The sequence below is a fragment of the Exiguobacterium sp. Helios genome (assembly GCF_014524545.1).
Lineage (GTDB): Bacteria > Bacillota > Bacilli > Exiguobacteriales > Exiguobacteriaceae > Exiguobacterium_A.
Genome location: NZ_CP053558.1, coordinates 58,079 through 84,493, shown reverse-complemented (window position 1 = coordinate 84,493; position 26,415 = coordinate 58,079). Strand labels below are relative to the sequence as shown.

At 39.2% G+C, this 26,415-nt stretch carries 22 protein-coding genes; 3 read left to right on the top strand and 19 right to left on the bottom strand.

The features are described 5' to 3' along the window. Window positions 1-86 precede the first annotated feature (86 nt). The 13 genes from HNY42_RS16090 to HNY42_RS16030 all read right to left on the bottom strand — a co-directional run bounded on the left by HNY42_RS16090 (window position 87) and on the right by HNY42_RS16030 (window position 13,816). Entirely contained in the window at window positions 87-1,874 is a 1,788-nt protein-coding gene (locus tag HNY42_RS16090) for an alanine--tRNA ligase (protein ID WP_188005494.1), read from the bottom strand. A gap of 17 nt (window positions 1,875-1,891) precedes the next feature. Next, window positions 1,892-2,533, bottom strand: coding sequence for a dTMP kinase (locus HNY42_RS16085; RefSeq protein WP_188005493.1), 642 nt, complete (start codon window positions 2,531-2,533; stop codon window positions 1,892-1,894). After that, on the bottom strand, window positions 2,514-3,371 hold the full coding sequence (locus tag HNY42_RS16080) for a hypothetical protein (RefSeq protein WP_188005492.1): 858 nt from the start codon (window positions 3,369-3,371) through the stop codon (window positions 2,514-2,516). The genes HNY42_RS16085 and HNY42_RS16080 overlap by 20 nt, the downstream gene beginning before the upstream one ends. Beyond that, on the bottom strand, window positions 3,352-4,125 hold the full coding sequence (locus tag HNY42_RS16075) for a hypothetical protein (RefSeq protein WP_188005491.1): 774 nt from the start codon (window positions 4,123-4,125) through the stop codon (window positions 3,352-3,354). Before HNY42_RS16075 ends, HNY42_RS16080 begins: the two co-directional genes overlap by 20 nt. After that, the gene (locus HNY42_RS16070; RefSeq protein WP_188005490.1) at window positions 4,103-5,329 is read right to left on the bottom strand and encodes an ATP-grasp domain-containing protein; all 1,227 of its coding nucleotides are present in this window, start codon (window positions 5,327-5,329) and stop codon (window positions 4,103-4,105) included. The genes HNY42_RS16075 and HNY42_RS16070 overlap by 23 nt, the downstream gene beginning before the upstream one ends. Before the next feature lie 22 nt (window positions 5,330-5,351). Further along, window positions 5,352-6,551: an ATP-grasp domain-containing protein gene (locus HNY42_RS16065; protein ID WP_188005489.1), complete on the bottom strand. Its 1,200-nt coding sequence runs from the start codon at window positions 6,549-6,551 to the stop codon at window positions 5,352-5,354. Between the two features lie 36 nt (window positions 6,552-6,587). Beyond that, window positions 6,588-7,820 (bottom strand): tetratricopeptide repeat-containing glycosyltransferase, encoded by a 1,233-nt coding sequence (locus HNY42_RS16060; protein ID WP_188005488.1) that lies wholly within the window; start codon window positions 7,818-7,820, stop codon window positions 6,588-6,590. A 108-nt stretch (window positions 7,821-7,928) separates the two neighbouring features. Then, complete coding sequence (locus HNY42_RS16055) at window positions 7,929-8,954, bottom strand: asparagine synthetase A (protein WP_214811811.1); 1,026 nt, start codon at window positions 8,952-8,954, stop codon at window positions 7,929-7,931. Between the two features lie 10 nt (window positions 8,955-8,964). Continuing rightward, on the bottom strand, window positions 8,965-9,855 hold the full coding sequence (locus HNY42_RS16050) for a class I SAM-dependent methyltransferase (RefSeq protein ID WP_188005486.1): 891 nt from the start codon (window positions 9,853-9,855) through the stop codon (window positions 8,965-8,967). A gap of 15 nt (window positions 9,856-9,870) precedes the next feature. Further along, a complete protein-coding gene (locus tag HNY42_RS16045; RefSeq protein WP_188005485.1) occupies window positions 9,871-10,998 on the bottom strand; it encodes an alanine--tRNA ligase-related protein in 1,128 nt (375 codons plus the stop codon). Next, window positions 10,979-11,938 carry an NAD-dependent epimerase/dehydratase family protein gene (locus tag HNY42_RS16040; RefSeq protein WP_188005484.1) on the bottom strand — a complete coding sequence of 320 codons (960 nt, stop codon included), beginning with the start codon at window positions 11,936-11,938 and terminating at the stop codon, window positions 10,979-10,981. Before HNY42_RS16040 ends, HNY42_RS16045 begins: the two co-directional genes overlap by 20 nt. Continuing rightward, window positions 11,935-13,023: a CDP-glucose 4,6-dehydratase gene (gene rfbG / locus HNY42_RS16035; RefSeq protein WP_188005483.1), complete on the bottom strand. Its 1,089-nt coding sequence runs from the start codon at window positions 13,021-13,023 to the stop codon at window positions 11,935-11,937. Before rfbG ends, HNY42_RS16040 begins: the two co-directional genes overlap by 4 nt. After that, window positions 13,016-13,816 carry a sugar phosphate nucleotidyltransferase gene (locus HNY42_RS16030; protein WP_188005482.1) on the bottom strand — a complete coding sequence of 267 codons (801 nt, stop codon included), beginning with the start codon at window positions 13,814-13,816 and terminating at the stop codon, window positions 13,016-13,018. Before HNY42_RS16030 ends, rfbG begins: the two co-directional genes overlap by 8 nt. A 90-nt stretch (window positions 13,817-13,906) precedes the next feature. Here HNY42_RS16030 and HNY42_RS16025 point away from each other — a divergent pair, with 90 nt between their 5' ends. Then, window positions 13,907-14,785 (top strand): helix-turn-helix domain-containing protein, encoded by an 879-nt coding sequence (locus tag HNY42_RS16025; RefSeq protein WP_188005481.1) that lies wholly within the window; start codon window positions 13,907-13,909, stop codon window positions 14,783-14,785. 624 nt (window positions 14,786-15,409) lie between these two features. On the opposite strand, the gene HNY42_RS16020 is transcribed toward HNY42_RS16025, so the two are convergent. Continuing rightward, entirely contained in the window at window positions 15,410-15,886 is a 477-nt protein-coding gene (locus HNY42_RS16020; protein ID WP_188005480.1) for a DUF6932 family protein, read from the bottom strand. A gap of 546 nt (window positions 15,887-16,432) precedes the next feature. On the opposite strand from HNY42_RS16020, the gene HNY42_RS16015 reads away from it, so the two are divergent. Both HNY42_RS16015 and HNY42_RS16010 read left to right on the top strand, forming a co-directional pair. Next, a complete protein-coding gene (locus tag HNY42_RS16015; RefSeq protein WP_188005479.1) occupies window positions 16,433-18,367 on the top strand; it encodes an AAA family ATPase in 1,935 nt (644 codons plus the stop codon). Further along, the gene (locus tag HNY42_RS16010; protein WP_188005478.1) at window positions 18,364-19,668 is read left to right on the top strand and encodes an HNH endonuclease family protein; all 1,305 of its coding nucleotides are present in this window, start codon (window positions 18,364-18,366) and stop codon (window positions 19,666-19,668) included. The genes HNY42_RS16015 and HNY42_RS16010 overlap by 4 nt, the downstream gene beginning before the upstream one ends. Window positions 19,669-19,735: 67 nt before the next feature. On the opposite strand, the gene HNY42_RS16005 is transcribed toward HNY42_RS16010, so the two are convergent. From HNY42_RS16005 to HNY42_RS15985, 5 genes are all read right to left on the bottom strand, one after another. Beyond that, window positions 19,736-20,533, bottom strand: a complete 798-nt coding sequence (locus HNY42_RS16005) for a DUF3800 domain-containing protein (RefSeq protein ID WP_188005477.1) — start codon at window positions 20,531-20,533, stop codon at window positions 19,736-19,738. A 490-nt stretch (window positions 20,534-21,023) separates the two neighbouring features. Beyond that, the gene (locus tag HNY42_RS16000) at window positions 21,024-21,521 is read right to left on the bottom strand and encodes a hypothetical protein (RefSeq protein WP_188005476.1); all 498 of its coding nucleotides are present in this window, start codon (window positions 21,519-21,521) and stop codon (window positions 21,024-21,026) included. A 324-nt stretch (window positions 21,522-21,845) separates the two neighbouring features. Next, on the bottom strand, window positions 21,846-22,496 hold the full coding sequence (locus HNY42_RS15995) for a hypothetical protein (protein ID WP_188005475.1): 651 nt from the start codon (window positions 22,494-22,496) through the stop codon (window positions 21,846-21,848). Between the two features lie 764 nt (window positions 22,497-23,260). Next, window positions 23,261-25,762 carry a sigma factor-like helix-turn-helix DNA-binding protein gene (locus tag HNY42_RS15990; RefSeq protein ID WP_188005474.1) on the bottom strand — a complete coding sequence of 834 codons (2,502 nt, stop codon included), beginning with the start codon at window positions 25,760-25,762 and terminating at the stop codon, window positions 23,261-23,263. Between the two features lie 48 nt (window positions 25,763-25,810). Next, window positions 25,811-26,284 (bottom strand): very short patch repair endonuclease, encoded by a 474-nt coding sequence (locus tag HNY42_RS15985; protein WP_188005473.1) that lies wholly within the window; start codon window positions 26,282-26,284, stop codon window positions 25,811-25,813. Between the last annotated feature and the right edge of the window lie 131 nt (window positions 26,285-26,415).

Sequence of the window (26,415 nt, the reverse complement as noted above, 5' to 3'; positions counted from 1 at the left end):
TTTAATGAACTCTGTATGGATTGAATTGAAATGTCTGACTTTAAATCACTTCTCCAACCCATACAGAATTAAGCATGAATAAGGAATCAGACTAATTTAGCCTTGATTCTACGTACGCCACTCGAAGAGCTTTCTTCTTTGAGTACTTTGAAGACTCCAAGTTCATTCGTTTTCACTACGTGAGGACCTCCACAAATTTCTTTTGAGAAATCGCCAATAGTATAGACCTTTACTTTTTCATCATATCGGTTCTCAAAAAGTCCTATAGCGCCACTTTCTTTTGCTTCTTTAACGTTCATTTCTTGATTGCTTATTTCGAGCCCTTTACTAATTTGTTTGTTGACTATCTCTTCTACTAACTTAATCTCATCCTTTGTAACTTTCCGATCGAACGTAAAGTCAAAACGTAATCTTTCAGGGGTGATGTTACTACCACGCTGTTCCACCGTCACACCCAAGACTCTTCTCAATGCTTCATGTAAGAGATGAGTCGCGGTATGTAGCCGCGTCGTTTCAGTAGAGTTGTCTGCCAATCCACCCTTGAATTTTTTAGCACCACCTTCTTGAGAAAGTAGACGATGCGAGTTAAAACGTTCCTGATATTCGACCATATCAATTTCAAGGTTTCTTTCTGAAGCTAGCTCCTGCGTAAATTCGATCGGGAATCCAAAAGTGTCGTATAAACGGAATGCATCCGTTCCACTGATGATCGTATGATCAGAAGATAGTCTATTAATCACTTTTTCGAATTCTTTCAATCCTTGAGTGAGGGTCTTGCTGAATCGAATCAATTCCTTATTGAGTTCTTTTTTTATGGTTTCTTCATTGGTCAATAATTCAGGATAGGCTTTTTGATATTTGTCGATTATGGTTTGAGCAATATCAATCAGTCCATCATGATTGATATTTAACATTTGAGCATATCGAGCTGCTCTACGAATCAATCGGCGTAATACATATCCTTGGTCTACATTGGAAGGAACGATTCCTTTATGATCACCTAACATGAATGTAGACGTTCGGATATGATCTGCTATGATTCGGATTGACTTTTCTGTCTCACTTTCAACGATTTGGATTTCTCCCAAGGATTTGATTTTTTCAATCGTCTGTTCGAAGAGATCCGTCTCATAGACTGACCCGCCGTTCAGTGCTAAGAGAATTCGTTCTAACCCCATTCCGGTATCTACGTTCTTTTGTTTCAATAACGTATACGTGCCGTTCTCATCTTTGTTGTACTCCATGAACACATTGTTCCATATCTCGATAAATCTTCCACAATCACAAGAAGGATTACATTCATCAGAACATTTAGCGATATTGGTCTCGATAAAGATTTCGGTATCCGGACCACATGGTCCACTCTCACCAGCAGGTCCCCACCAGTTATCTTTTTTAGATAGGAAGAAAATATGATCTTTGTTCACGCCTTGGTCTAACCAATATTGATAGGATTCCTCGTCTCTTGGTGCATCCTCGTCTCCTTCGAATACCGTGAAGTAAAGTCTGCTCTTATCGATTCCAAGCCATTCTTCAGAAGTGAGAAACTCCCAACTCCATTTGATCGAATCTTTCTTAAAGTAGTCACCTAATGACCAGTTTCCTAACATTTCAAAGAATGTGCAATGAGTATCATCTCCCACTTCTTCGATATCTCCAGTTCTAACACATCTTTGTACATTGGTTAGTTTTGTTCCTTGAGGATGATTTTCTCCTAATAAATAAGGTACGAGTGGTTGCATTCCTGCAGTAATGAACAAAACCGTCGGATCGTTTTCCGGGATTATTGATTTACTCGAAATGATTTTGTGTTTCTTTGATTCAAAAAATTTAAGATATTTTTCTCTAATCTCTTCAGCATTATATTTTCTCATTTTCTTCACCTCATAGTTCAAATTAATTCCTTAATGAATTGATCAACTTGTCTTTTCGTCTCTTTTTCGCTCCCAGAGTTATCAATCACTTTTACCTCCGGGACATCCGGGAATCGTCCCGAGAACAGCACTTGATTATAGGAATCGTATAACCTCTTCAATGTTTCCTTCGTTTCCCAGAACTTGAATCCGTCAGTCTGTCTTTCGTTGATTCTTTGGAATGCTATATCAGGAGGTGTATCTAGGAAAACGATAATATCCGACATTTTGACGCCAAGTTTTCGTTGCATGTCATATGTGACGAAAGGGTCAATTCCGAACACCACTTCGTGATATACAATATCACTGACTAAGCTTCTATCGGCAATAATCCACTGATTCTTTTCAATGCTAGGTACAATTGTGCGATCTTGATGTTCTTTCTTATCTAAGACATAAGATTCTGTGATTTGTTCTTTCGAGTGAAGCCTTCCCTCCCTCACATCTACGATAATTTCTGAATGTTTCGGTAGTAGGAAGGAATGAGGTCCTGTAGAGAGTGCTTTTACATCAGCATCCCAAAAGGATGAGGTGATGTATCTTCTCAAGCTGGATTTACCAGACCCATCAGTTCCTTCCAGACTGATAAATTTTGCTTTTTTATCCTGTTGAGTATACATCAAATCGTCCCTCCCTCGGATAATTTTTCATTAAGATTTCAGTCAACCACTCATTGTCAATATCACCGTTTACGATTTTAGTAAATTTGATTTCTTCACCTTCGAGTACGGATTTTAAGGTATTAATTTTTTTAAAGACCAGCTCAGCGTTTACCGTGTTTGGTGCGAACATTGAATCAGATTCCGAAAGTCTCTCATAGAAAAAATACTTCAGTGATTGACCGAAATGATGTGCCAGATATTCCTTATCTCTCTCATCCACCTCTAACTCCAATCCTTTCAAGAAGAATGTTAAGAAGTGGTGAGAACCGTATTTTAGTATCTTATCAATATGACCGAATACAGGATCAGAAATATTTAAATGAATCAATCCAGATATCATCCCTTCAGTAGGGGGGATATTTTGATCTGATTGATTATGAAGCTGAATCAATGATGTACTAATCTCTGGTATCTGAAAATATCGCACTTCATTCAAGTACTTGAATGCTTCCTGTAATCGAAGTTTGAACTTCTCCAGTTCATTTTGACTATGATTTTTCGAATCGATAATGAACCATTTTTTATCCTTATAAGTGATTTGATTATTTGTGGCGCTAAGCTCTTCAATCAATTTTCCATAGCCCTCCGGGTCTTCAGAAATAAATCTATGAATATATTCAAGCAGGCTATACTTCGTAAGACTTCCACCAGGATTTAGATCATCCAAATCAGCTTGTAGACGAACATGACTTTGGATTAATTCTTCTTGTAATAAATCGGAGCGATTCCGTACGCTAGTATGGGCATACTCGTAATAGAGCTGAATCGTTCTTCCATCAACCATTGAACTCCACATTTTCAAAACCCTCCATTTTTTTCATCTCGATCATGATTTCATGTTGCAATAAGAGTATGAACTCTAGCGCCTCGTCCGTGAACGAGGACTCTTTCCCTTCAAAAGGCATGGAGATGATTCTTATGAATTCATCAATCAGAGTATGATTTTTTGTTTTTTTTCTGACCTTTTCCAACTTTTTATAGAACCATTTCTTATTCGGATTCGTTTCACCATGAATGGACATATATGCTAACATCAAATTTTGAAGAACATCCCTTAAAATGAAAAATGCTGATCCATAATCTTCTTCTTTTAGCGAAGCATTGGCATTCTTTAGTTGTTTTGTACCTGAGGTTGAATATCTTAGTGCTAATGAATAGTCGAATCGGCTGAACGATACAGATTGGTGGTAATCAATATTCCTTAGTGGACTATAAATCTCCACCGCATACTTTAAGCGATGAAGGAAGTCATAGTCATATTTTTCAAGTTCTGAAGGCTTCTCCTTCAAACGACGAAACATATCACGAAGGAACAATCTGTCGTATATTACAAAATCAAGTGTCATCATTTCAAAATTGATATCCCTGATAATCTCTATCTTTCTTGAGTTATCCAGTTCGGCAATTACGAAAATGTCAAAATCAGAATTACTATTACCTATACCTTCGATTATCGACCCTGTCACCATGACAGCCTCTAAGTCATACTTGTTTTGTAGATACTCCAGTACTAATGGGATGATTGAGTCAATTCGTTTCAATTTTTTCATAATGATCCATGTAAAATTTACGAATTTTTCTTATCTTATCCTGTAGGCCTTCTCGTGTCCTCGATTTGACGACTACTTTACCCACTCGATTCGATGTGGCTTCCGTAATGTCAGGAATAGGTTCTCCAGTCGTCCACTCATGCATCATGGTCACAACACCATCAAGCTCTAGTACATCCTTTTCCGAAGGTAAAGACGTTGACTTCTTAGAAGGCGAGGGGAGATGAGTGTATCCATAATAATGAGTGATCTCACCTCGATCAGGAGCTTCTACCGTCTCCCCCACTGAAATTTGTAATAGAACCTCGTACAAGTCTATATCGAACATCTGCTTGAACGTTTCAGCGATATAATTCCCTGGAATTCGTGAAGCGCATTCCCCGAACACTATGGCGTTGGTGAGCGGATCAATGAAGAATTCCATATGGAATACCCCGTTCTCTAAGTTCAAGGTCTGTAAGGTCTCTTTTAAATAGATACCGACTTCTTCATATAGACTGGCATGACTTTCAGGACGTAGCATCGTATCATTGAGTAGCCAACCGTTCTGGATGTTGATACAGGGCTTTCCGTATTTCGATACAGCAAAGAACTTGATTTCCCCATTAGAGACCCAACCATCAGCGTGATACTCTTCCCCACTTATGAAGCGTTCTTCGAACAGCTTCAGGACACCCTTTTTATTAAAATAATTGATTTTATCGGTGTACTCTTCAATATCACGGACGATGAACGTATCCTCCGAGCCACCACCAGCAATCGGTTTTAAGACCAGTGGAAAATCATCAATTTTATGACGCTCATCCCTCTCTCTTAGATTAAGAATCCGGAAGCTGTTACTATCTATAGTTTTGGATAGTAGTTTTTTTTGGAGATACTTATTCCTGAACGCCATCGCGGTTAGTGGTGGCATGAAGGGCTTTGACAAATGTTCTCCTAGTAGTGAAGCATTTAGAATGAAATACTCAAAAGTAGAGAAGACACCGTCGAACTTCAACTGACCTTCTCTTGATAATGCTCCTAAAATCAATTCCAGCTTCACATTATTTTGAGTATAGATTCTTGTTTCGTGCGCCTGGCACTCCGGGATTTTATTCGGACGATCCCAATCGTCAATTATTGAAACCAATTCATAGTTCAGTCTTTTGGCAGCATCGGTCACCTCTTTTCGGTATCCAAAGCTAAGAACTTTTTTATGGTACATATTGAAACTCCTCCCTTAAGTATCAAGTTAGTGCTTTGAACTTTAACAGTGCTTCTTCCAGCGTTTTTTCGACATCCTCCACTGACGTCCCCTTTACCATCAGGCTTCCCGTTGATGAAGTCGTGCTCTTAGTAGGGTCAGGCAAATCGCTACCAGGATTCCAATTGTATTCCACACTTTCTACACCAGGTATCTGATATAATTCTTTCTCGTCTGGTAAGATCGCTTTATTTGATGCTAGGGGTGGTAAATCGGTTTCTCCGTAATAAAATGAAGATGCAGCTTCCACTGTCAAAACCTGTTCTCCTAATGCGAACGTCATTGCGATTTCATGTAAGTCCACATCGAACATCGCTTTAATTACTGAAGGAACCGGATAACCTCCCACCCTGGCCCCACATTCTCCAAACACAAACCCTTCTTCGTCACGGAACAGCTCCATGTGAAATACACCGTCGTTCAATTCTAATGTTCGCAACGTACCTTCTACGAACACTCGGGCTTCTTGATATAACTCCTCATTTTCCTCAGGGCGATATGTGATACTACTGTTCATCCATCCATTCTTCGTTTCGATACAAGGCTTCAAGTATCTAGAGACCGTGACGAATTCTAAAACACTCTCTTGCATCCACCCATTGATGTGCCATTCTTCTCCTTTTACATAATCCTCAACTATCAATTGTTGCGGAAGGTTTGTGTTATGTGCGTGATGTTGAAGAATTTTCTCTAATCCACTTACATCATGGACCACATGTGTATGCTCCGCACCAGAACCACTTAACGGCTTCACTACTGATGGAAAGGCAACTGCGTCTAGTTCTCTTTTTTTGTTTTGAACGGATATTTTTCTTGAAGATGCCGTTCTATATTCAGACCTGATAAAGTCTTTTTGTAATTGCTTGTCCCTAAAACGGATCAAAGTCATTGGAAAACCTTTGGATTTCGTAAATACACTCGACAAAAACGATGCGTTGACGACAAAAGATTCATGTGCCGAATATACCGCATCAAAACTAGTCTCCTCATTCTCGATAAGTGCAGATAACACATCCTCCATACTGGTATTATTTTTCGTAAGAATTCTGTTCTCATTTTGTTTAGGTGAAGGAAGTTGATCCACATCATCCCACGCATCCAGTAATACTACTAGCTTAAATCCCTTATCTTCACAGATGTCTGCTATCTCTTTCCTATAGCCGAACGTTAAAATATTTTTCATTATCGATTAAAACACCTTTCATATAAAATTGAGATATCACAACAATTTTTTCTCATCATGAATTTTCTCAGATTGATAGTCTCGGAAAATCCGGTTCCATTTTTCATCCTCTTCGAGAGAATCCAACATGCTCAAACATGAGGCTACATGGCTTTTGAATGTTCTGACCGCACTAATTAATGAAAACTGTTTATCGAATAGACTAGGAGAATCTCCGACCTTATATAAGATAGGATCTAATAAATATGGATTAAGTTGTAATGCAGATCGTAAAAACTCTAAAGCCATTTTTGGAGAAGTTTTTTCTAATAACGAAGCAATATTTATATAAGTATGGGCAGCATTTTTATTGATCTTTAGATTTTTAAGCAATAGTGCCAACGTCTTATCAAGATTTCCTTCTAAATAATGTACTTCTGCTAGAAGCGTAAGCATGGTATCGTCAGAAGTCTGCTCGCTCAATATTACTTTGACTTCATTCAATCTTTTTTCTGCCAGATATAGCTGTGCTAGGAAAACCTTGCCTAGATACGAGTTATTTCCATCTATTCGAATAGCTTCTAAGAATAATTTTTCCGCTTTTTTTGTTTCACCGATGACGCTGTATTCGAGTCCTAGAAATAATGTCACGTCTGATAACTCCGATTCTGAGAGTTCCTTCCGAAGGCATTCTTTGTGGAGTTCGCCGCGGTATATCTTTCTTTTTAACTTTGCTCGATTGTAGATTATATTGTCATAATGGTGGATTGATATCCCTGAATCGATGATTTCTCCTCCAAGATTTCTGACGGATGGAAGGATGGACGTGTGGATGTTCACCTGGTTGTATCTTAGTTCCGGTTTCTTTCGAATCAATCTTGGAATCTGTCGATTAAACGCCCATCTTCCTAATCCCGTATACTCATATCTAGACAACGTGAATCCTAGCACGTTATCGTGATGCTGATACTTCTCGATTAACGTCTCGATTTTTTCTAAGTCGCTTCTATGTATTCGCTCATCACAATCAAGTATTAAAGACCATTCTGTTCCAGTTTCGTCTAAACAGAGATTCCGTTTTATCGATTCAGAATAATCATTCTTTTTTTCAGGAAATAGTTCATTAAACGGAATCACCTTCGCATTGAATTTTCTAGAGATATTTGAGCATTCCGTGCCATTGCTGCTGTCTACGATGACAAATTCATTCACATACTTTTTCAGATGTTCTAGACAGCCTCTTAGCAAGTCCGGTTCATCTTTGACTAGAATACAAGCTGTAATTGACATATTAATAATCTCCTAGAATTTTTTTCTGAAAACGAAAAAACAAATGAATAAACATACGTAACCCAAGAGGAATGTCATTTTCCCCTTGAGCTACACATACATCATTGATTATGGATTGATTTCCACACCGTTGAATCGTGGAATCATTTGACAATCTCGAATATCATCATGCTTAAATAACCATAAAATAAATCTTTCAATCCCCATGCCGAATCCTGCTGTATCCATAGGCTTGAGTTTTTTCATGTTCAGATACCATTCATATTCTGCTGCGTCGACATCGAGTGCTTCCATTGACTCGGTCAAGTCTTCGATAGTCGTATGTCGTTGACCAGAACCAACCACTTCTCCAATACCGAACAACAAATCACCACTCAACGCATGTTTTCCATCTGAATCAATCGCTTGATAGAATGGAACAGACTTATACTCCGGATGTGTCAACCAGACGATTCCACCGAAGAGCTTAATCAATTCTTGCTCTCCTTGATTCGTGATTGAATCAAATCCAGCAGGGTGGGTTTCTACGTAACGCGGATCTCGATTCAACAACTCAACCGCTTCTTCTAGAGAAACCTTCGGATACGAGGCATTCAATTCAATCACATCCTCGATGTGTTGGATCGAACCTGCAATCGCTTTGATATCGGAAGCACTATATTTCAATAAATCTTTACATAGATAGTGGACATATTCACTCACCAGACGCATGACATCATTAAGGTCACCTTGGATTTCAGCTTCACTATGATAAAATTGACATAAGTGTCGAGCGTCAGCTAACTCTCCTCTGAATGTAGGCATCAAATAATGGACTCCGTTCGGGACGTTCCGGAGTGCATATTCTAAATGGAACTGCATCGAATCGGCTAAATATGTGTCCAAGCCCTCCAAATTAATCTTTACTGGAAGCGAATCACTGCCCAGTCCCATCGGACTAGTAACTGATCCCGTTGTGATGGGTAATGAAACCGATAAGATGTCTTGTTCACGGAAAAAGTTAAAAGTAGAATGAGTGATTTGATTTTGAACACGTAACAAAGTCTTATACCAGTCGCTGTCCATCGCTTCGATGTAATGGCTTTCTGGCTTCATCCACGATTTGGTTGGAGTAATCTTATTTTCTACTAACATATTCTTCACCTCACAAGTTTTTTTCTGTCCATAAATCTGGACCATCGATATTCCAAGGATCAATCGCACCTTCTTCGATGAACAGCTCTTGTTGCTCTTCGAATACATTCTTACGTAGGATTACGAATAGGAACGAAAGATAACGATGGTTTTCATTGAACGTTTCCATGACTTTATACCATTGCGACTTAAATTCTTGTAGTACATCTTCTTCAATTTCTTGATTCTCGAAACTCTCTTGGATTAACTTGTCTACATAAGAAGATAGGATTTCTTCCGATCGTGCTTGCATTTTCTTACTGTCGTGATAGAACAACTCAAGGCCAGACGAGAGAATCAGTTTCAACCAATAGTTTTCAGTCCATGGCTTGATTTCGAATCCGAGGACAGACTTCAAGTCTTTCAAGAGTTCTGCCGGAACAGGGCTATGATAGAAGAGATTCGTGACAGATAACATTCCGTACGGTTTAAGAACACGTTTATACTCGCTTAATGCTACTTCGCGTCCTTCGCTAGGAATGAACGTGTTCGCCCCACCTGTGATGATCAAGTCAAAAGTTTCATCCTCGAACGGAATTTTTTGTGCATCACCGACGATAAAGTTGACTCGTTTTTGTACAAATTCTGGTTCTTTCAAAAGTAGTTCGTTCGATTTTTTTACTGCGTTCTCGTTTACATCGATTCCTGTGATTTCGCAATCGATAAGTTTAGCAATTTCGATAGAAGTGAAACCTGTGTTTGATCCGATTTCGAGAATACGTGCTCCCGGTTTAAGGTTCGTGTTCTTTACGATTTCTAAAATAGTTCGTTTTCCACCTGGGCAGCGGTTTACCTCACCGATATATGATAGTAAATCCACATAGTTGAACTTCTTAATTTCTTCGACTAGTAATTGAGCCATTTTATTTAATCTCCTCTAAAAATATATTTGTAAAAGCTTTTCTGTATGTTCCGATGTAAGACCGAAGCTCTCGATGATTTGTTGCTTAAGTCTTTTTCGTTCACATGATGATTTATTTTTTCTGATCAACTTTACGGCCGATTTTTCTAGAGTATCCAGATTAGCGATAAACCTTTTTACTTCGGCCAGAATGAGCTGGTGGTGTGAATGCTTGAAAAATGTTTCTTGCCCTTGGATGCTCTGATAAATACGCTCATACATAGAACTGATGTTTTCTTTCTTATACTTTTCTAAATCCATGAGTTTTAGGATTAATTTTTTCATCGTAGTCTTAAGCAAATATGCATCTTTCTTATTCCCTAGGCATATGCCCTCATCAAGAAGTTTAAAGACTGCCTTTAATAAAAGGGACAGTACTTTCGCATCTTCAATGCTTATACCTAAGCCTTCGATTTTTTCTATCATCCTTCTATTTCTAGGGATTTGAAATACATCATTTTTATGGCGAAACGAGAGTAATCGATCATATCCAAATCCAGTTTCAACATACTCCATGCCTGTCATTTCATTCTTCACCACAATAACGTTTCCAAGAGAGATGCCCTTCGGTCGAATCTTCTCCTGCCGAACGTCTCGATACACAATCGTCATACCTCGACCTGTGAGTGAATAACCATCTCCATACTTCCAAACGGTTGCATATTCGGGCTTCTCTTCGTTCATATGGACAAGAGTCGAGGGGTTTCCGACTTTAATCCAACATTCGATTAAATCCTGGTCTTTAGAACTGACATAGCACCATAAATTCTCTTTCTTCATTCCAAATCGTTTTTCGAATAGACTGATTATGTCTTCTAGGATGGTATGAAGCGATGTTTTCATGCCTATATGACCGAACATTTTAAAATAAAGCGGTATTAAGCTGTTGACATCCGAATTGTTTCTGAAACAATCTTGTATCAAAGAAGTATCTTCAATACTAACGCCTTGATTCATTTGATTTTTGAAAAGAGCTACAGTAGAGTTAATCAGAAAAATTGTTGGATCGTTCTGCGGTAACAGCTGTTGATTCTCAATGAACTTGTAACCACGATTCAAATAATATTCACGAATTTCTGCCTCTTCATTTACATATGTAATCAAATTCCTCACCTTTACAATAAGCAATAGTTTTAGTTATACCCTCTTCGAAATTTGTCTTTGGTTCCCACTCTATCCTTTTCCTGATTCTCTCGTTGGAATATGAACCTTGAAAGATTTCATTCTTTCTGTAAGGAAGGGCTCCAAAGATGATTTCTGAATCGGATGAAATCTTACTCGAGATTTTTTGTATCACCTCCTTTAATGTGATTGATTCTCCAGACACTAGATTCACAACCTCGAATGTCTTCACTTGATCTTTCATTAAAAATAGTGCCTCACTACAATCATCTATATAGACAAAGTCTCTTCTTTGTTCACCCATTGTCATTTCTAGTTTTTCACCCTTAAGGATCTTATTGATTGCATTCGGAATGAAGAAGCTGTCCTTCTGGCCTGGTCCATACACTAGTGAAATCTTAACGATTGTGATTGGCGTTTCGAACATCCTACTAAACAACTCGCAAAACATCGAAGCAGAGGCTTTGCTCGCTGAATAAAAACTGGTGGGGTTCAATGGCGACTCCTCATCTATGACTTTCCCTAGCGAGACATCGCCGTACTCTTCTGCCGTACTTACTTGTATAAATGTTTTCAATCGAACTTCATTTTTTTTCAAGCTGCATAGAAGGTTCATCATCCCAATCATGTTCACCTTATATACCTCATTGATCTTACTTAAATCCCACGACTCCCTAGTAAGTGCAGAAAGGTTATAGACGACATCGGGTCTGACTTTTCTTATCACATCATTGACTTGTTCACTATCACTGATATCAACGTTAAAGACATGGGCGTCGTCAATGAAGTTCACCTTATTCGAGAAGCCGATTGCGTATAACTCATGGCCATCTACAGATTTTTCTTTGAAAAATCGAATTAAGTTCACTCCGATGAAACTAGATCCACCTACTATCAAAATTCTTTCGTTTTTCAGACTCATTGATATATTGCACCGATGTCGGCTGTACCAAATATCATTTCTGAATAATCAAGAATTTGTCGACTACAAAAATCATACATATCCTTCTCTTCATAATCGTTGTACCAATCGATTGTCATTTCTACCGCTTGTCGGATTGATAACCGAGGTTCCCAGCCCAACAGGAAGTAAGATTTTGAATAATCCAAGTTCAGAAATGCCGTTTCTGAGTTTTTAGTGTCAGCTACCTCATATCGGACATTTTTTAAACGTTCGCTTACAAGGGATACTAATTTTTCTACCGAAACCATCGATTCCTTATTCGGCCCGAAATTCCAACTGCTGCTGTATCGTGATGGATCATCGAATAATTTATATGCCAGTAATAGATAGCCACTCAATGGTTCTAAGACATGTTGCCATGGCCGAATCGAATCTGGATTTCTAATCTGGAGCCTTTGATTTTCTAAAGCAAACTTCACCGTATCCGGAATGATACGATTTTTCGACCAGTCTCCTCCACCAATAACATTTCCAGCTCTTACTGTCGCAACCCCAGTCCCTTGTTCGGAATAAAAAGTTTCCATATAGGAATGGGTCAGTATTTCTACTGCTGCTTTAGAAGCACTGTAAGGGTCTTTGCCACCCATATGGTCAATCTCCCTGTATCCCCAAATCTGTTCTTTGTTCTCGTAAGTCTTATCACTCGTGACAATAATCGAACTTTTTATGAATTCGTATTTCTTTATACACTCTAGGATATTCAATGTTCCCATCACATTGTCTTCAATGGTTTCATATGGAGTCAGTATAGATTCTTGAACTAGTGGTTGTGCCGCTAGATGGAAGATGATGCTCGGTCTATGTTCTTCGATTATTTTTTCAAGACTGGCTTTTTCTTTGATGTCCATTTCTATACTTGTCATTTTTCGTGAAAGATTAGTCTTGACGAAATTATCCTTTTCATGATTTGGCTTAAGACCAATCCCTACCACCTTCGCCCCTAGGGTGACCAGCCAGAGGCTCAGCCAAGATCCTTTAAATCCTGTATGGCCTGTGACCAAGATTGTCTTTCCTTTATAGAACCCGCGAAAGTCATTAGACATACGAAATATCCTTTCCTTCCTGATTGTTCATCAAGACTTCTAAAAAATCTCTATCTTTTAATGTATCCATCCCTTGCCAAAAGCCTTCATGTTTATAAACAAATAGCTCGTTCATGTATACTAATCTTTCAAGTGGTTCATTTTCCCAAACACAATCCAATGTGTCTTCCGCAATATCTTCTAAAACTTTTTTATGGAGTACAAAATATCCGCCATTAATATATTGCTCCGTCAATATCGCTTTTTCTCTGAAGGAAGTCACAAGATTACCATTCATATTCAATTGACCATATTGCGACCTTGGATGGACACCTGTCAAAGTAGCCAATGCACCATGTTCAAGATGGAAGCTTAAAAGTTCTGATAAATTAACATTTGAAATCCCATCACCATAGGTCATCAAAAATAAATCAGTCTCGATATATCGTTCAATTTTTTTCAAGCGGGACCCTGTCATCGTATCTTCACCGGTCTCTACCAACTTGACGTTCCAGTCTTCAATTGAAAAGTTCTGTTTTATGACCTCTACATTCGAATAGCCGCCTTCAAACCTAATGTTCAAATCACTATTTTTCATATTAAAATTAATAAAATAATCTTTGATCATATCTCCTTTATGACCGAGGCAAATGATAAAGTTTTTGAATCCATGTGAGGCATAGTGCTTCATAATGTGCCAAATAATCGGTTTTCCCTTTACTTCAATCAGACATTTTGGAGGAGAAAATCTATCCCCTTCGAGACGAGTACCTTTTCCTCCGCACAATAAAACAACCGGATAATCTTTGTTCATAATTTTGGCCCCTTCATAGAAATAGTAAAATATGCTCTTACACGTTATAATTTTTGTAAATCAATTTATTCGAAAGTAGGAACTATTGCTGTGCTAAATAAAGAAAGACTAGGGCTCGAGATTAAGAAAATTAGAAAATCTAAAAAGATTACTCAAAAGGAACTATCTGCTGATATATGTAGTCAATCAGAAATAAGTCGTATCGAAACTGGAGATTTTTTCCCTGGAATAGACTTGCTATATTCCATAGCAACCAAACTTACTACTCCACTCACTCACTTTTTCGACATTTTGACATATGAAGAGGTGGAACTAACAAAGGAAATAAAGAGTAAAATCCTTGGCCTTTCATATAAAAAAGAATATTCCGAATTATTGATTTACATCGAAGAATTATTAAACAGTCCTTTTCCAATAAACGGAGACCTTGAGAAGTTCATACTTTGGAAGAAATACGTTGCCGCATATTATCTAGGACGTATTAATGCAGAGACCTGTAGGGTCGAGCTGATGTTACTGATACTTAACAAATCAATCGGTTCAGACGTCATGTTGAACTTTCACATTCAAAATTCTGCAGCGAACATCATGGCTGAGAACAAGAAATATAATGATAGTTTTGTTTTATATCAGAAAATTTTAGATGAAGTTCCCATAGACATCGATGGAATATCACTTAAAATTAAAGTTTTATATAACCTTGGGAAGTTATCGTACATCGAAAAGAATTATTCGAATTCTTTGAAATATACAAACGAAGGTATTGAGCTATCCATCGAATCATCTAACATGTCGCTGCTTGGCCAATACTATTATCAAAAAGGTGCTGTATTCGAGGCTCTGAACTACGATGCCGAACAGATTGGTTCGGCATACTCAAAGTCACTTTTCTTTTTTGAATTGTTAAAACTCGATGTTCATAAAAAAATTCTGATTCAAAACAAGGGAACTTATATCTCTAACTCTTAATGCTCAAAAGGTAACTCTGTTTTAAGTGTAGATGCAGAAGCATTCGCATGAGTGCTTCTATCTGTTACCGAAATAGCTGTCGAACTAAACAATAAGGTAATCCCTAGTACAAGAAGGCACACAATATTTAACTTGCTATTTTTCATTTTCTTATATCCCCTAACTATTTTTTCTACTTTTTTAAGATATCAAAAACTATTGCCATAAAATATGTGTTTATGCATATTTTGGTGGATTACACTTTTTTTTGTTAGGACTTCAAGACTAGAGTATTAATTATATAAAAAGTAAATATGATTCAAATGTATTCATCATGTAGCGTTTTTAAGTATAAGCATTCAATTTACACGTAATTGTCGGTTCTTTTTAGTCAGTAAGCTTTTTAAAAGAGTTGTTCATCGTAACCCTTTAGAACTATTTCTTGGTGATGACTATTCAAGCAATAAGAACTTAATTTAAACCATAAGAAATATGACCTTGTTCTCAAACCGTCAGATCAATAGCTTCTCAACATCTAACCTAGAGGCATGATATATCCAGGCTGGAAAAAATGACTTATTAGATATCCGTTTTGGCCATAAAAAAAGAACGGTGACTTCTTACGTCATCCGTTCAGTAATCTGCTTATTTTTTTGATTTAGAGTATAGATAGTATAAATTTTTGACTTCTTGATAGTCTTTTTCTCGGAAAGAATTTACGTTCCAGTTTAAACTAGTATCACCAATTTTAACCTGTACTATTCCTTTCTCTGCATTACTTGAATCATGAGAAAATAAATGAAGATATGCATCGACCGAGTTCGGAAAATCCGATGAAGCATACTGTATGTCCAAATCCTTTAATCCTTTGACCTTACTTGAAGGGATATCTGATCGTTTAGGATAGACAATCAGACAATCCAAATCTTTCGGATTACTTTTATATGTAACGAACGAACCTCCTATGAATAAAAATTGAGCATCACTCGTTTTTACGAATTGCATCAATCCTTCAAACTCATTTTTAAATTTTTCCCGACAGGAATTAAAACAAAACATTTCGTAGAAGTCATCCAAATTTAATTCATGTATTCCTGCAGATAAAATCCCTTCCTCATTCATTTTCTCTCCACCCCTCATCTGATGTTAAACTTGTCCTGCTAATCAATCGCATTCAATAAATCAACTCTAAGTTAGCAAACAAATTCACACAAAAATATTTGTTTATGCATATTTTGGATTTAAAGTTATAAAATAACAAAATTTGAGGGTTTTTTATTTATTTTTTACAAAATGTTGTTTTTATTGTATGTAACGAAATCGAAGATGGGTTCAACAGCTCACGATTCATAATTAATTGAAGTTAATCAAATCATCCGTTTAAAAAATGATATTTAAAAATCTATCCTCAAAATTCTCCATACTTTTTTCATATGTTGCTTCTTGGAATATTTTCAAAAATCAACATCGGATTAAAGTTGATTGAGTATCAGAAATATTTTATTAGTACTTCACTGCTAATCGATTTACTAGTTTGCCTTTTATCTCACAAAAAATCAGATGATTAACTCATAAATTATTACAATCACGAAAGAATCATAATCTACATATACATAATTTAACTATATACTTAATGTTGACTACTTTTTATAACCAAGGGGTGCTGATGTGAAACTGATTTATCTATTAAAACAAGCGAAAGACTCTAAGAAAATTGAAGAGTTTATTCTTCAAAACTCGCTTACTACATCTCTAGAGCAGGAACATGACTCAGAGAATTATGTACTTTCTTTAAAAGGATTTAATGAAAATATCAACAAGATCGATGATTTCATCTTTAAAGATTATCCCAATCTTGAGACTGCTAATGTAATCATAGGAGAAAATAGAATAGGAAAGACGACCCTTCTTAGGACAATCAAAGATTTTTTGAACATTAAAATTCATGATGGATTAAATAATTCGTTTTTAGGTATTTTTTACGACGATTCAAGCAATCCAAGTAAGCTCATGTACTTATCAAATCTAGAAAATCTAAAAATCGATACACGCGATTTTAATAATGGTCCAAATCTAATTCAGATTGACGATGAGAATGTAGAAAAATATTTTTCTGAAAATAGTATCATCTATATTTCCGATGTAATCGACAAACAGGATTTCTTCTATAACCGGCATACTCGATCTGAATTGCTTTTTGATGCTTCTACGAGTCATTCTTTATTAAAAGCATCCCAATCGTCACGACAAAGTAAGACTATTTCGTTCAGCAGTCCATTATCCGTATATTTTAACGAGGAGATGACTGATCAGTTGAACTTCGTCAGAAAGTTTCAACGATCTCATTCCCTTTTGGAATTTCCCCTCCCTCAGAGACTTCACCTCGAATTTGACTTGGACCTACTGATGCATACTCTCGAAGAGAGGTTCAATAGCATGTCTCTTAAGAAGAGTAAGAAACCTGCAGAAGAACTATTGTATACGATTAGAAGAAATATCCAGTATCTACTTCTTAACGAAGCAGAGTTCTCAGAAGTAGGTGATGCAATGCTTAACATTTGTCTATTAGATACGCTTATTTTGCATGCCTCACTTGTACCAGAAGAGATTGATGATAAAATGATGGAGTTCATCACAAAAATAAAGGCTATCTTGAGTATATCCTTGGAAGATTTTAATTCTTTCACGACCACTGAAATTTTGGATGTCTTCAAAAAAATATTCAATCTATCCTTTGATTCAATATTTCCAGACTCATTCGAAGAGGAAGTAGAGGTTTTTATCGCAGAACTAATCACACCTTCTAAAGAAAAATACACTTATAATTCATATTACTTGAATCTAGACTCTGATAAAGATTTTACCGCATTCACCTATTTTTTCGAATGGTTCAACTATATTTCTCACATACCATTCATTCGTTTTGACTGGGGGATGAGTACTGGCGAAACTAAATTGCTGAATCTCTATTCTCTTCTTTACAAATCAAAAATCCAGAGACGAACTAAAACACCACAACAGAACATTTGGATTTTGATAGACGAGGCAGATAGTCATCTTGATCCGAGGTGGCAGTCCGAGTATCTTCATAAACTAATATCAGTTGTTTCAAGGATATTCACAGACAGGGAAAGAATTCAAATCATTCTAACGAGCCACTCTCCCGTCCTATTGTCCGACCTTCCTCATTATAACGTCTGTCATCTTACGATGAACGAGTCTCAAAATAAAGTTCAACGTACATTCAATCAAAACATCTATTCCTTATTCACCGATTCCTTTTCTTTAGAAGCAACAAGCGGGCGATTGTCTTCTAAGGTTTTGGAACGAATAGATCGAGAACTCCAAGTTATTAGCGATACTAAGGAAAGAAGTCATGATTTCCAAAGGCGTCTCGGTGAAATAAAAAATATCGTGGACATCATCGGCGAACGCATAATCCGATTCGCTTATCAGGAGAAAATTGATTCTTTATCAATGGCCACTGATTCGAGAAAAGTACAAAAATCCATGGACCTTTTCAAGGCCATGGATAAAAATGAACGCGAGACATTAATAAAATACATCATTGATTCGAACGATGAGGAGGAACCACTCCGTTGATTAAGTTAGTCTATTCAGAAGAAATCGAAATCAGACATCATGAATTTCTTATTCAGAACCTTGTTCCGAAACTGACAAAAGCGAAATCGATTACTTTTCCTTGGAAGAAAAAATCGGTAAATGTACTCATAGAACACTTGAAGTACGAAGGCACGAATTTGGAGTTTAAAACAGCGTTCAAAAGACAGCAGCTGTCATTCTATTCCTACATAGAGAGTAACTTAGAAAGAATATCCAAAGGAAAACCTTCAGAACTCTTAAAGATACAAGAAGAGATGTCTTCCCTTTTTCCGCTCATCATGAATATCCTGTCTTCCCGTGAACAAGATGCGACCTTTAGTGATCATGTCTATCAATTGTTCGGGTATGAAGCGTTCAAGACCGACACATTGTTCAATCTCCTAAAAACAGCCGCTAAAAGACGTAGCGGCAGAGGATCTAGGACACGATTCGGCCTCAAGAATCGTCATCATTTTAGGGAACTGTTGTGCGAAGCTTTCCCAAGTAGAGCTCAAGAAATTTGTGATGCTCTCAATGATGACAAGCTCCCTACATCAAAGATGTTCGAGAAGGCATTCTACACAATTCCTGATATCCATATGACTCTTTCTAATGTAGGAAAATCTAGGATTTTTGAATACGGATGGAGCGATTATGCATTGATTATGGTGGGTGGAGTAATCGTATGCCCCTATTGCAACCGACAATTCGTGACACCATTCTTATCGAGCGACGGTCGAATCAGAGCAGATTTCGATCATTTTCTCTCGAAGTCAGCATATCCTCATTTTTCGATGTCGCTCTATAATCTAGTTCCTTCTTGTAAGCAATGTAATCAAGGCTTGAAGGGGGGGAAAAATCTTTCCCCTGTTGGTCTACATCCGTTCGAGCACGACATGCATTCTTATTTTCGTTTCACCGCTATGCCAGGGACAGTCACTAGTACTGCTTCAATTGATATCGAGGTAGATGACCCTGCTATCTCTAACATAGAGGAATTGATAGACACCTTTAAATTAAGACCACTTTATGGATATCATAACGGACATGCTCATGAAATAGTCAAGAAAAGGCAAATGTACCCTGATGACCTTCTTCATAGACTTCTACCCGAATCACCTTTTTCCGATGTGGAGGAATTAAAATCCTTCATAGTAGGATACGTAGTCGATGAAAGTCGCATCAATGAGGAGCCCTTAAGCAAGCTTAGAAGGGATATAGCCATTCAAGTAGGATTCTTGCCAAAAAAAATTAAGCTAGACGCCAGTTTAATGAATAAGCTCAAGCAAGTGATTAAATGATGATACACCTTCCGAATGTACGTGTGAAAATCAGATGGTGTCATTCATGATACCGGTTCTTCACCATTTACATTTCGATATCTCCTTGCTCGCTCATAAAGATATCTATATAGTTCTTGATCGGAGTATCAATCAGTTGGTTAGCTTTTCCCCATTCGAACAGCTTTATCCTGACTAAAAAATCGTATACGTTCGAAATTTTGAGCAATTCCATTACTAGTTCATTTTTTGCTCGTTTCCTTTTCGAGGTGTTGTTGTTCTCGATGATTGTTCTAACAACACCGAGCATAAGGTCCGTCAACTCGATTCCATACTCTTGTTTTTTAGTCAGATAGCCAACATGACTCAATTTATAGTTCTCGCCACGATATACTGACTGAATATTGAGTTGCTCAAACATTTGCTTACTTAAATCATAGTTTTTTGCTTCGTACGTATTATCGTGCTCGATATATACTTTCGCATCTAAAAGCGTGTGACTCCCATACTTTCTTATCAGTCCATAGACAACCCGCTCTGGAAATTTCGTGTAAATCGTACGGTCTACAATCTCATCAAAATCTGGCTTGATGTCTATTGAATCTTCCTGGATTTTGTTTTGATTATATGAAATGATGTTCATCTTCATTAAATTCTGGTACTCCATTGATTCAGTCAGGATCTTTTCTATATTCTTACGTGTTGATCCATGTCCACTGTAGTCTGTCCAGTGTATGTTGTTCTTTTTTATCAGCTCGTTCAGTCGCTGTAACTCTTTATGTGCATATACTTTTTCAGGAATGAGCAACGCTCCCATCAGGTGGATTTTGTCAGTATTTTTTCCGCTTTCATCAAAAAATATTCTTACAGGAAAGATTTGTTTCATTACCACATCCAGCCCTTTCATTCTTTTTAAGATTTCTAGCTTTACAATTTATAAATCTTTAGGCATAATGTAATGGAAGAATATAAAAAATAATTTGCGTTAATCTATTGGCTGCTCCTATAATTTTGCAGCTTGTTGGTTATCGCACACGAGCAACCCTATTGGCTACTCCATTTTTGTAGCCAGTGGGGTTTTGTTTTTTTGTTTATCGATTCATCTTGTTTTAACCAACTTCTATCCATCTCATACGATTGCTATTTGCTGGTTCGGAGCTTATCGAATACTCATATTTATCAAGCATAGATTAGGGGTGACTTGGTAAACTAGTCAGTATAGCTCTCCCTCTTCTTGTTACTGAATATTATATGCATTCATACGATAAGGAGGTATGACTAAAAGTAGCCTATATTATCTAATGAGAATCACATAATATTCAAGTTGCATCCTCTCTTTCCATGCGATTCTAAATTTAAATCTCACTATAGACTTTTCATTCTCTATCAACTCTTATACAGCATGACAAAACATGCTGATTGATGGCCATCTTCCATGCAGCCATCCGTGAGTGCCAGCTCTTCAACTCAAGAAACGTATTCCAGGCCATCTCATGGACGCCTGCGAGCGTGTAGTCCTTGTTCAGCCTGACAAGTATCAAATAATCGAACAGTCGCTCATCTTCCGCTTCCGACTCCGGATGGTTCAGACCGTAGAATACCCCTGTCGACGTACTCGTGACCGTCTTCACAGTATACCTCGTTCCATCTTCGCTAGTCGCATCGAAATGCTTCATACTGACCCGTGCAGGTGAAAGATTTGGAAAACGCGGATTGCTGCGATATGTCTCGATGGCAAAATATTCTCCTATCTCGCCCACCACGTTCCGTGTCCGGATGATTCCTCTTTCCTTCATCTCTTCATACCAAGTACCATATAACCTCACCAATTCATCATCATCCATCGTTTTAAGATATCTTGTCACATCATCCATGATTCACCATACCTCTCATCAATTTCCTTATAAAGGGCTCTGCTATAGAACTTCGTAGCCTATGTGCTGTTCTTACGATAGGCAATTCAGTTGGACTCGCATCGGAACCCAGCTCTCAGCTCTAGGCATGTACTCCACCCCTACCTATGACATACATGATTCAACTCTTCTACTAGGAAACGATAATTCTTCTGGTCGATGCTTTATACTCTCTTCTTGAAGTATGATTCATAGTCTACATCGTCACCATCTCTCCATCAATCGTCTTCAGCATAATCGTCCTCCCTTTCCCTTAGGCCTCGTCCATAATACTATTTGGTAGATTCAGTTCCTCGAGAGCCTTAATATCTCAATTGCTGCCTTCATGCGTAAATCAGGGTCATTTGAATTCAACGTATCGAGTAATACGTCCTTCGCCTTTCGAACTATCTCCTCGTCGAACATTCCGTCATTCGTATTCAATTCGATTTTCCCTTCGATGATGGCGAACGGATCATTCATGTCTTCCTTAAGGAGTGGCGCCAATCGAGTCTCGTCCAACCTCCCAGAGAATTTAGTCATTGTGCCTCGGTTCTTGACGAAGTCCACGACCTTCTGATCCAAACTTGACTTCGCGACCGTTGCCCTCCACTCGACGGGACGACGATGACACATGCCAATCTTCTGGTCGTCATACTCTTTCAGGTATTGATAAGGACCCGCGATTCCGACATACACAATCGAACCATCCGGGACGAGGATGATATCCCCCGGTTCCACGACGTTGACGAACATGTTGACCACCCCTGTATAGGCTCCGAGTCGCTGACCGTCATATCGGTATTCCCGTTCGAGCTCCCGTCGTATATCATTCTTGTCAGCATTCTCAAGATTCCCGATGCCCGGCCATCCGATACAAACGAATCCTTCGTCGAGGAACTGTTTCCCCCGGTCGAACCCATGCGGTTTGTTCTTGATCTGGAATACTTGTCTCATTGACATCACTCCTTCTTCTGACTTTCTTTTTTGACTTCATGAACTTAGTCTACCAGAGATCATTCTAAACAACAATATCCTAAAACCCTTAAGATATTGTAAGGCTTTTAGGTATTTGAAGACAACCTTTTCCTTGAAGTACGACTTACTTCGGATTTATGGTGGTCAGCCAGGAAACTCAAAAAGGACCGAATTGTTTATCCGGTCCTTTTTCATATATGTGTCACCAAGTGGCGCCTCATGACTCACATCCTCTACTTCCGCCAACTTCGCTCTAGGACGCAACTTACTCGTCTCAGTGGAAATCAGACGAATGATAACAAAGAAACTCATCCACTGTCGACGTCTAACAGGTAAGTACTTTTCGACGTCCGTTTAAGGACCGAATCAAGAAAACTCACACCGATATGTCGAATCGTGTAATCATCGCGAACAAGTAGGACTTGATTGGGTCAAGAGACTGAAGAGCCATGCTTCTACGAACCATTTTACCGCGGACTAACATCTTAGTTCTTCAGGAATCGCACCCTCGGAATCTGATAATCGAACGTACTACATCGAACACAATAGATGGACGGTAGAGAAATTCCATCGCGTCGACACGCTCGGTTATCGTTCTTTGACGTATAAAAAAATCATAAGTAGGTTGTATGACGCCTGGAGAATAGTACAGCACAGAACAGACTGAGAACCTTTGATTCTTAATCCTAATTTTTGTTAAAGACATCCCGTTCATCGTTTGAAGAGAGAACGGACGGTACCTTTCACTTCTCTTCTATACCGTAAATCGTATCCAAGAAGCTTTGTTTTCCAAGATAGACACGTTCCATCTCAGGCGTGTAGTACATATTCGATGAATTGATTTTCTCTATTACTTTCGCTCGCTCGAATACGATACCATATGTATGTTCTATGGATTTCCGTAAGTCGTCAATTTGTATTCCATCCACACTTAAGTGACCAATGAAATCAATCTGATTTCGTCTTTCTCGCGCCTGATAAAATACATCTCCAGAAGGTACCGGGATGAAGCGGACCTTGGCATCACTCCGACAGATTCGCTCATAGAAGATATCATCGAACCACAGGTTCAGGAGGGGATGCTCTATCTCATCACGTATGTTCTTCATCGTATAGTATCGTCCATCTGAGAAGTGGCTGACGACCCTGCTTCGGAAGTCGGCAACATCCCTCTTCCTGATACCTGCTCGTTCGAGGACCAAGATGTTCATGTAAACCTCTTCCTCGATACAGAACAGGTCGAGGCTTTCCTGGAGATTAAGAAGCGCATTCCAGAAAGACCGAGTGTTTTGCGCAGGAGAATCGTCGCGTCGGAAATAATCCTCGGACAACAAGACCCGCCGGAAATACTTCTCACCACTCCCTAACTCTTTCCGGATGACGAGCCCCCATCTCAAATCATATCCGACAATCGACAGGTTCCGCTTGTTCAAGTAGCGATGTCGGAAATCATCGACCTCAGCTCCGTGTGCATCGTCCAGTTCTTGCAAGGTATAGACGTCTTTAGTCAGTATCGAGCGGATGAACTCCTCTTCATTCACTGATAGCTCAGGTATGTCATGAGCGAGATCATTCTGCGAAGTTATGTAGTCAGACAGCTCCGCCTGTATCAGGCTTCGTGTGGAGGGAATCGACAAACCATAGATTTCCTCTAGGTGTAGGAGGAACGTCTCGAGTTGTATCGGGCCCATCTCATCTATAAGGTCTACCAGCCAATCCAGCTTTTTCGTCACCTCCACACCGAACTCAGGCATCCGACGCATTTGTATCGACTCAATTTTGAGATTATCCTTCATGATGTTATGAAGTTCATGATGATTCCTGATATCTAGTGATTCAAAGTATTCCAGGTTTCTATCGTAGATGAGACGTGTATTGTATATACCTGGATTCAAAACGAAAAGCTCCTCGATAGCCACACGTTCCTCGAAGATAGTGTCGAGATCCAGATATCTGATCTGGTGTCCCGCTGATTTCAGGCAACCTTCCGTCCTGTGAGACAGTCCCTCGAAAGCACGTTCTGATATACTATATACCTCCAGCAGCTCCTTTCTACCATATAACTCATCTTCGATAAATGCGAGATAGCGTTGGTGGTGAATTGACACGTGTTTCGTCTTTCGTCCCCTCAAGGCATAATATTTTTCTACGAGTCCCGCCTTCGAGAGTATCGAGGCCTCGCCATTTAGATCCTCATAGAGCCCCTCACTCAACAGCATGCGCTTCCTCTCTTCTAGTCGGAGCAGTGAGTAGACTGCGCGCTTCTCGATGACACCCTTCGGACATTTCTCGAACATGAAGTGGAAAACTTCCCGCGTCTGAAGCAGCACCCGTTCAAAGAAATGGGCATCGAGATCATAGTTCTCATAGAGATATCTCATTCTTCTCGCCTCGACGACATGTGTGAGTGGGATGCTGACGAGTGACTTCATGACGACCTGACGGACCCTCTCACGCGTGATTCCGCTCGCTTCTCCTATCTCTTGCAATGTCATGCCACTCAATCGCTGCTGTAGCATCGTCCTATGTATTTCAGGAATGATTTCTAGTGCCTCCATCAAACACTTCGTTCTTTTGACGACCCGGTCATCCATAATTTCAAGCATCTCGTTCTGTACTAGGGATTCAAGCCCGATTCGCGCCTCGTCGTCCGTCAGCCCTGTCCTCGTTGCCCAGCCGTGGACGGTAGATTGGTCTGTCATGTCGTCGTAGAGAATCGTCAAGTCCCTCTCAATCTTCTTTAGCTGCCGGACACCGATTTTTCTCGAACGCCCCCCCTGCTTCTCCTCGACCAAACTCCACCCACCACCATCTGCCTTATAAGAGCGGATTAGCTTTGCGAAGGTCACTTGACGTTCCCCACCACCGGTCATCTGTCTGAACATGTCGTAATCCAATCCCTCCAACCTTCCATACTTCAGCCCAGATGGTATCAAGAGATTCCGAACGATTTGCTCACTTACTCCACCATCTGCCAAGGCGAGCCTATAGAGTGACTTCCCCTCCATCAAAAATATGATTTCCTCTGAAGTCGCTTCTTTCAATAGTTCTAGGATAGTGCGTCTCGTGTTCGCTCGTACTCTCGCTATGGCTTCCTCGTCATCACTCATGAAGTCCTCGAGATTATATCCTTCCTCCATCACCTTTAACACCGATGACATGCTTAACTTGCTCGCTTTCGCATCTGCAAGATCAAGGAGCCCAAGCATTCGCATATCCGCAATCATTCCATCATCCTGTGACATCTTTCATATCTTCCCTTCCATCTCTTTCCCCCCATTATATACCAATCTTCAATCACACGGGTCGCTCATGTCTACTTCTTCCTCGAGGTATGTTTCGAGGCGTGACTCCTGATTGTCTGCACCGTTACCGCGCAATGAACGATATGTTTTATCAATCTCATCCACCACCCGATCGAAGTCTCCGTTCACCTCGTGCTCCCAATAGCGAAGCACGGTCCAACCCTGACACAGATAATGTTCCGTCTGCTCCTTGTCCCGCTCTCGGTTCCGTTTGATTTTGTTGCGCCAGAACTCGACATTGCTCTTAGGTTCCTTGTAATGCATCGGACAACCGTGCCAAAAGCATGAGTCCAGAAAAACGACGAGCCGCTGAGCGGGGAAGGCGACGTCAGGCGTCCCCAGAAGCTTTCGATAGTTCTTTCGATATCTCAATCCCCGATGCCAGAGCGCATGTCTCACCTTGATTTCCATCTTCGTGTCCATACCCCTGACCTTACTGAGGTTTTTGTTCTTGATTGCCATTTGTGCCTACCTCCTTCTGTTCTGTACCCCTCGTCTATTCAGTTCTTCCTTTTATCGGTCATCCGGAAACCAAAAAAGGCACCTCCACATCATGCGGGGGTGCCTCCATTACGTCTAGATTGCGAACGACG

Coding starts and splice junctions, on each gene's coding strand:
- HNY42_RS16090 (WP_188005494.1), bottom strand. CDS start 1,874: ATGAGAAAATATAATGCTGAAGAGATTAGAGAAAAATATCTTAAATTT.
- HNY42_RS16085 (WP_188005493.1), bottom strand. CDS start 2,533: ATGTATACTCAACAGGATAAAAAAGCAAAATTTATCAGTCTGGAAGGA.
- HNY42_RS16080 (WP_188005492.1), bottom strand. CDS start 3,371: ATGTGGAGTTCAATGGTTGATGGAAGAACGATTCAGCTCTATTACGAG.
- HNY42_RS16075 (WP_188005491.1), bottom strand. CDS start 4,125: ATGAAAAAATTGAAACGAATTGACTCAATCATCCCATTAGTACTGGAG.
- HNY42_RS16070 (WP_188005490.1), bottom strand. CDS start 5,329: ATGTACCATAAAAAAGTTCTTAGCTTTGGATACCGAAAAGAGGTGACC.
- HNY42_RS16065 (WP_188005489.1), bottom strand. CDS start 6,551: ATGAAAAATATTTTAACGTTCGGCTATAGGAAAGAGATAGCAGACATC.
- HNY42_RS16060 (WP_188005488.1), bottom strand. CDS start 7,820: ATGTCAATTACAGCTTGTATTCTAGTCAAAGATGAACCGGACTTGCTA.
- HNY42_RS16055 (WP_214811811.1), bottom strand. CDS start 8,954: ATGTTAGTAGAAAATAAGATTACTCCAACCAAATCGTGGATGAAGCCA.
- HNY42_RS16050 (WP_188005486.1), bottom strand. CDS start 9,855: ATGGCTCAATTACTAGTCGAAGAAATTAAGAAGTTCAACTATGTGGAT.
- HNY42_RS16040 (WP_188005484.1), bottom strand. CDS start 11,938: ATGAGTCTGAAAAACGAAAGAATTTTGATAGTAGGTGGATCTAGTTTC.
- rfbG (WP_188005483.1), bottom strand. CDS start 13,023: ATGTCTAATGACTTTCGCGGGTTCTATAAAGGAAAGACAATCTTGGTC.
- HNY42_RS16030 (WP_188005482.1), bottom strand. CDS start 13,816: ATGAACAAAGATTATCCGGTTGTTTTATTGTGCGGAGGAAAAGGTACT.
- HNY42_RS16020 (WP_188005480.1), bottom strand. CDS start 15,886: ATGAATGAGGAAGGGATTTTATCTGCAGGAATACATGAATTAAATTTG.
- HNY42_RS16005 (WP_188005477.1), bottom strand. CDS start 20,533: ATGAAACAAATCTTTCCTGTAAGAATATTTTTTGATGAAAGCGGAAAA.
- HNY42_RS16000 (WP_188005476.1), bottom strand. CDS start 21,521: ATGGATGATGTGACAAGATATCTTAAAACGATGGATGATGATGAATTG.
- HNY42_RS15995 (WP_188005475.1), bottom strand. CDS start 22,496: ATGAGACAAGTATTCCAGATCAAGAACAAACCGCATGGGTTCGACCGG.
- HNY42_RS15990 (WP_188005474.1), bottom strand. CDS start 25,762: ATGTCACAGGATGATGGAATGATTGCGGATATGCGAATGCTTGGGCTC.
- HNY42_RS15985 (WP_188005473.1), bottom strand. CDS start 26,284: ATGGCAATCAAGAACAAAAACCTCAGTAAGGTCAGGGGTATGGACACG.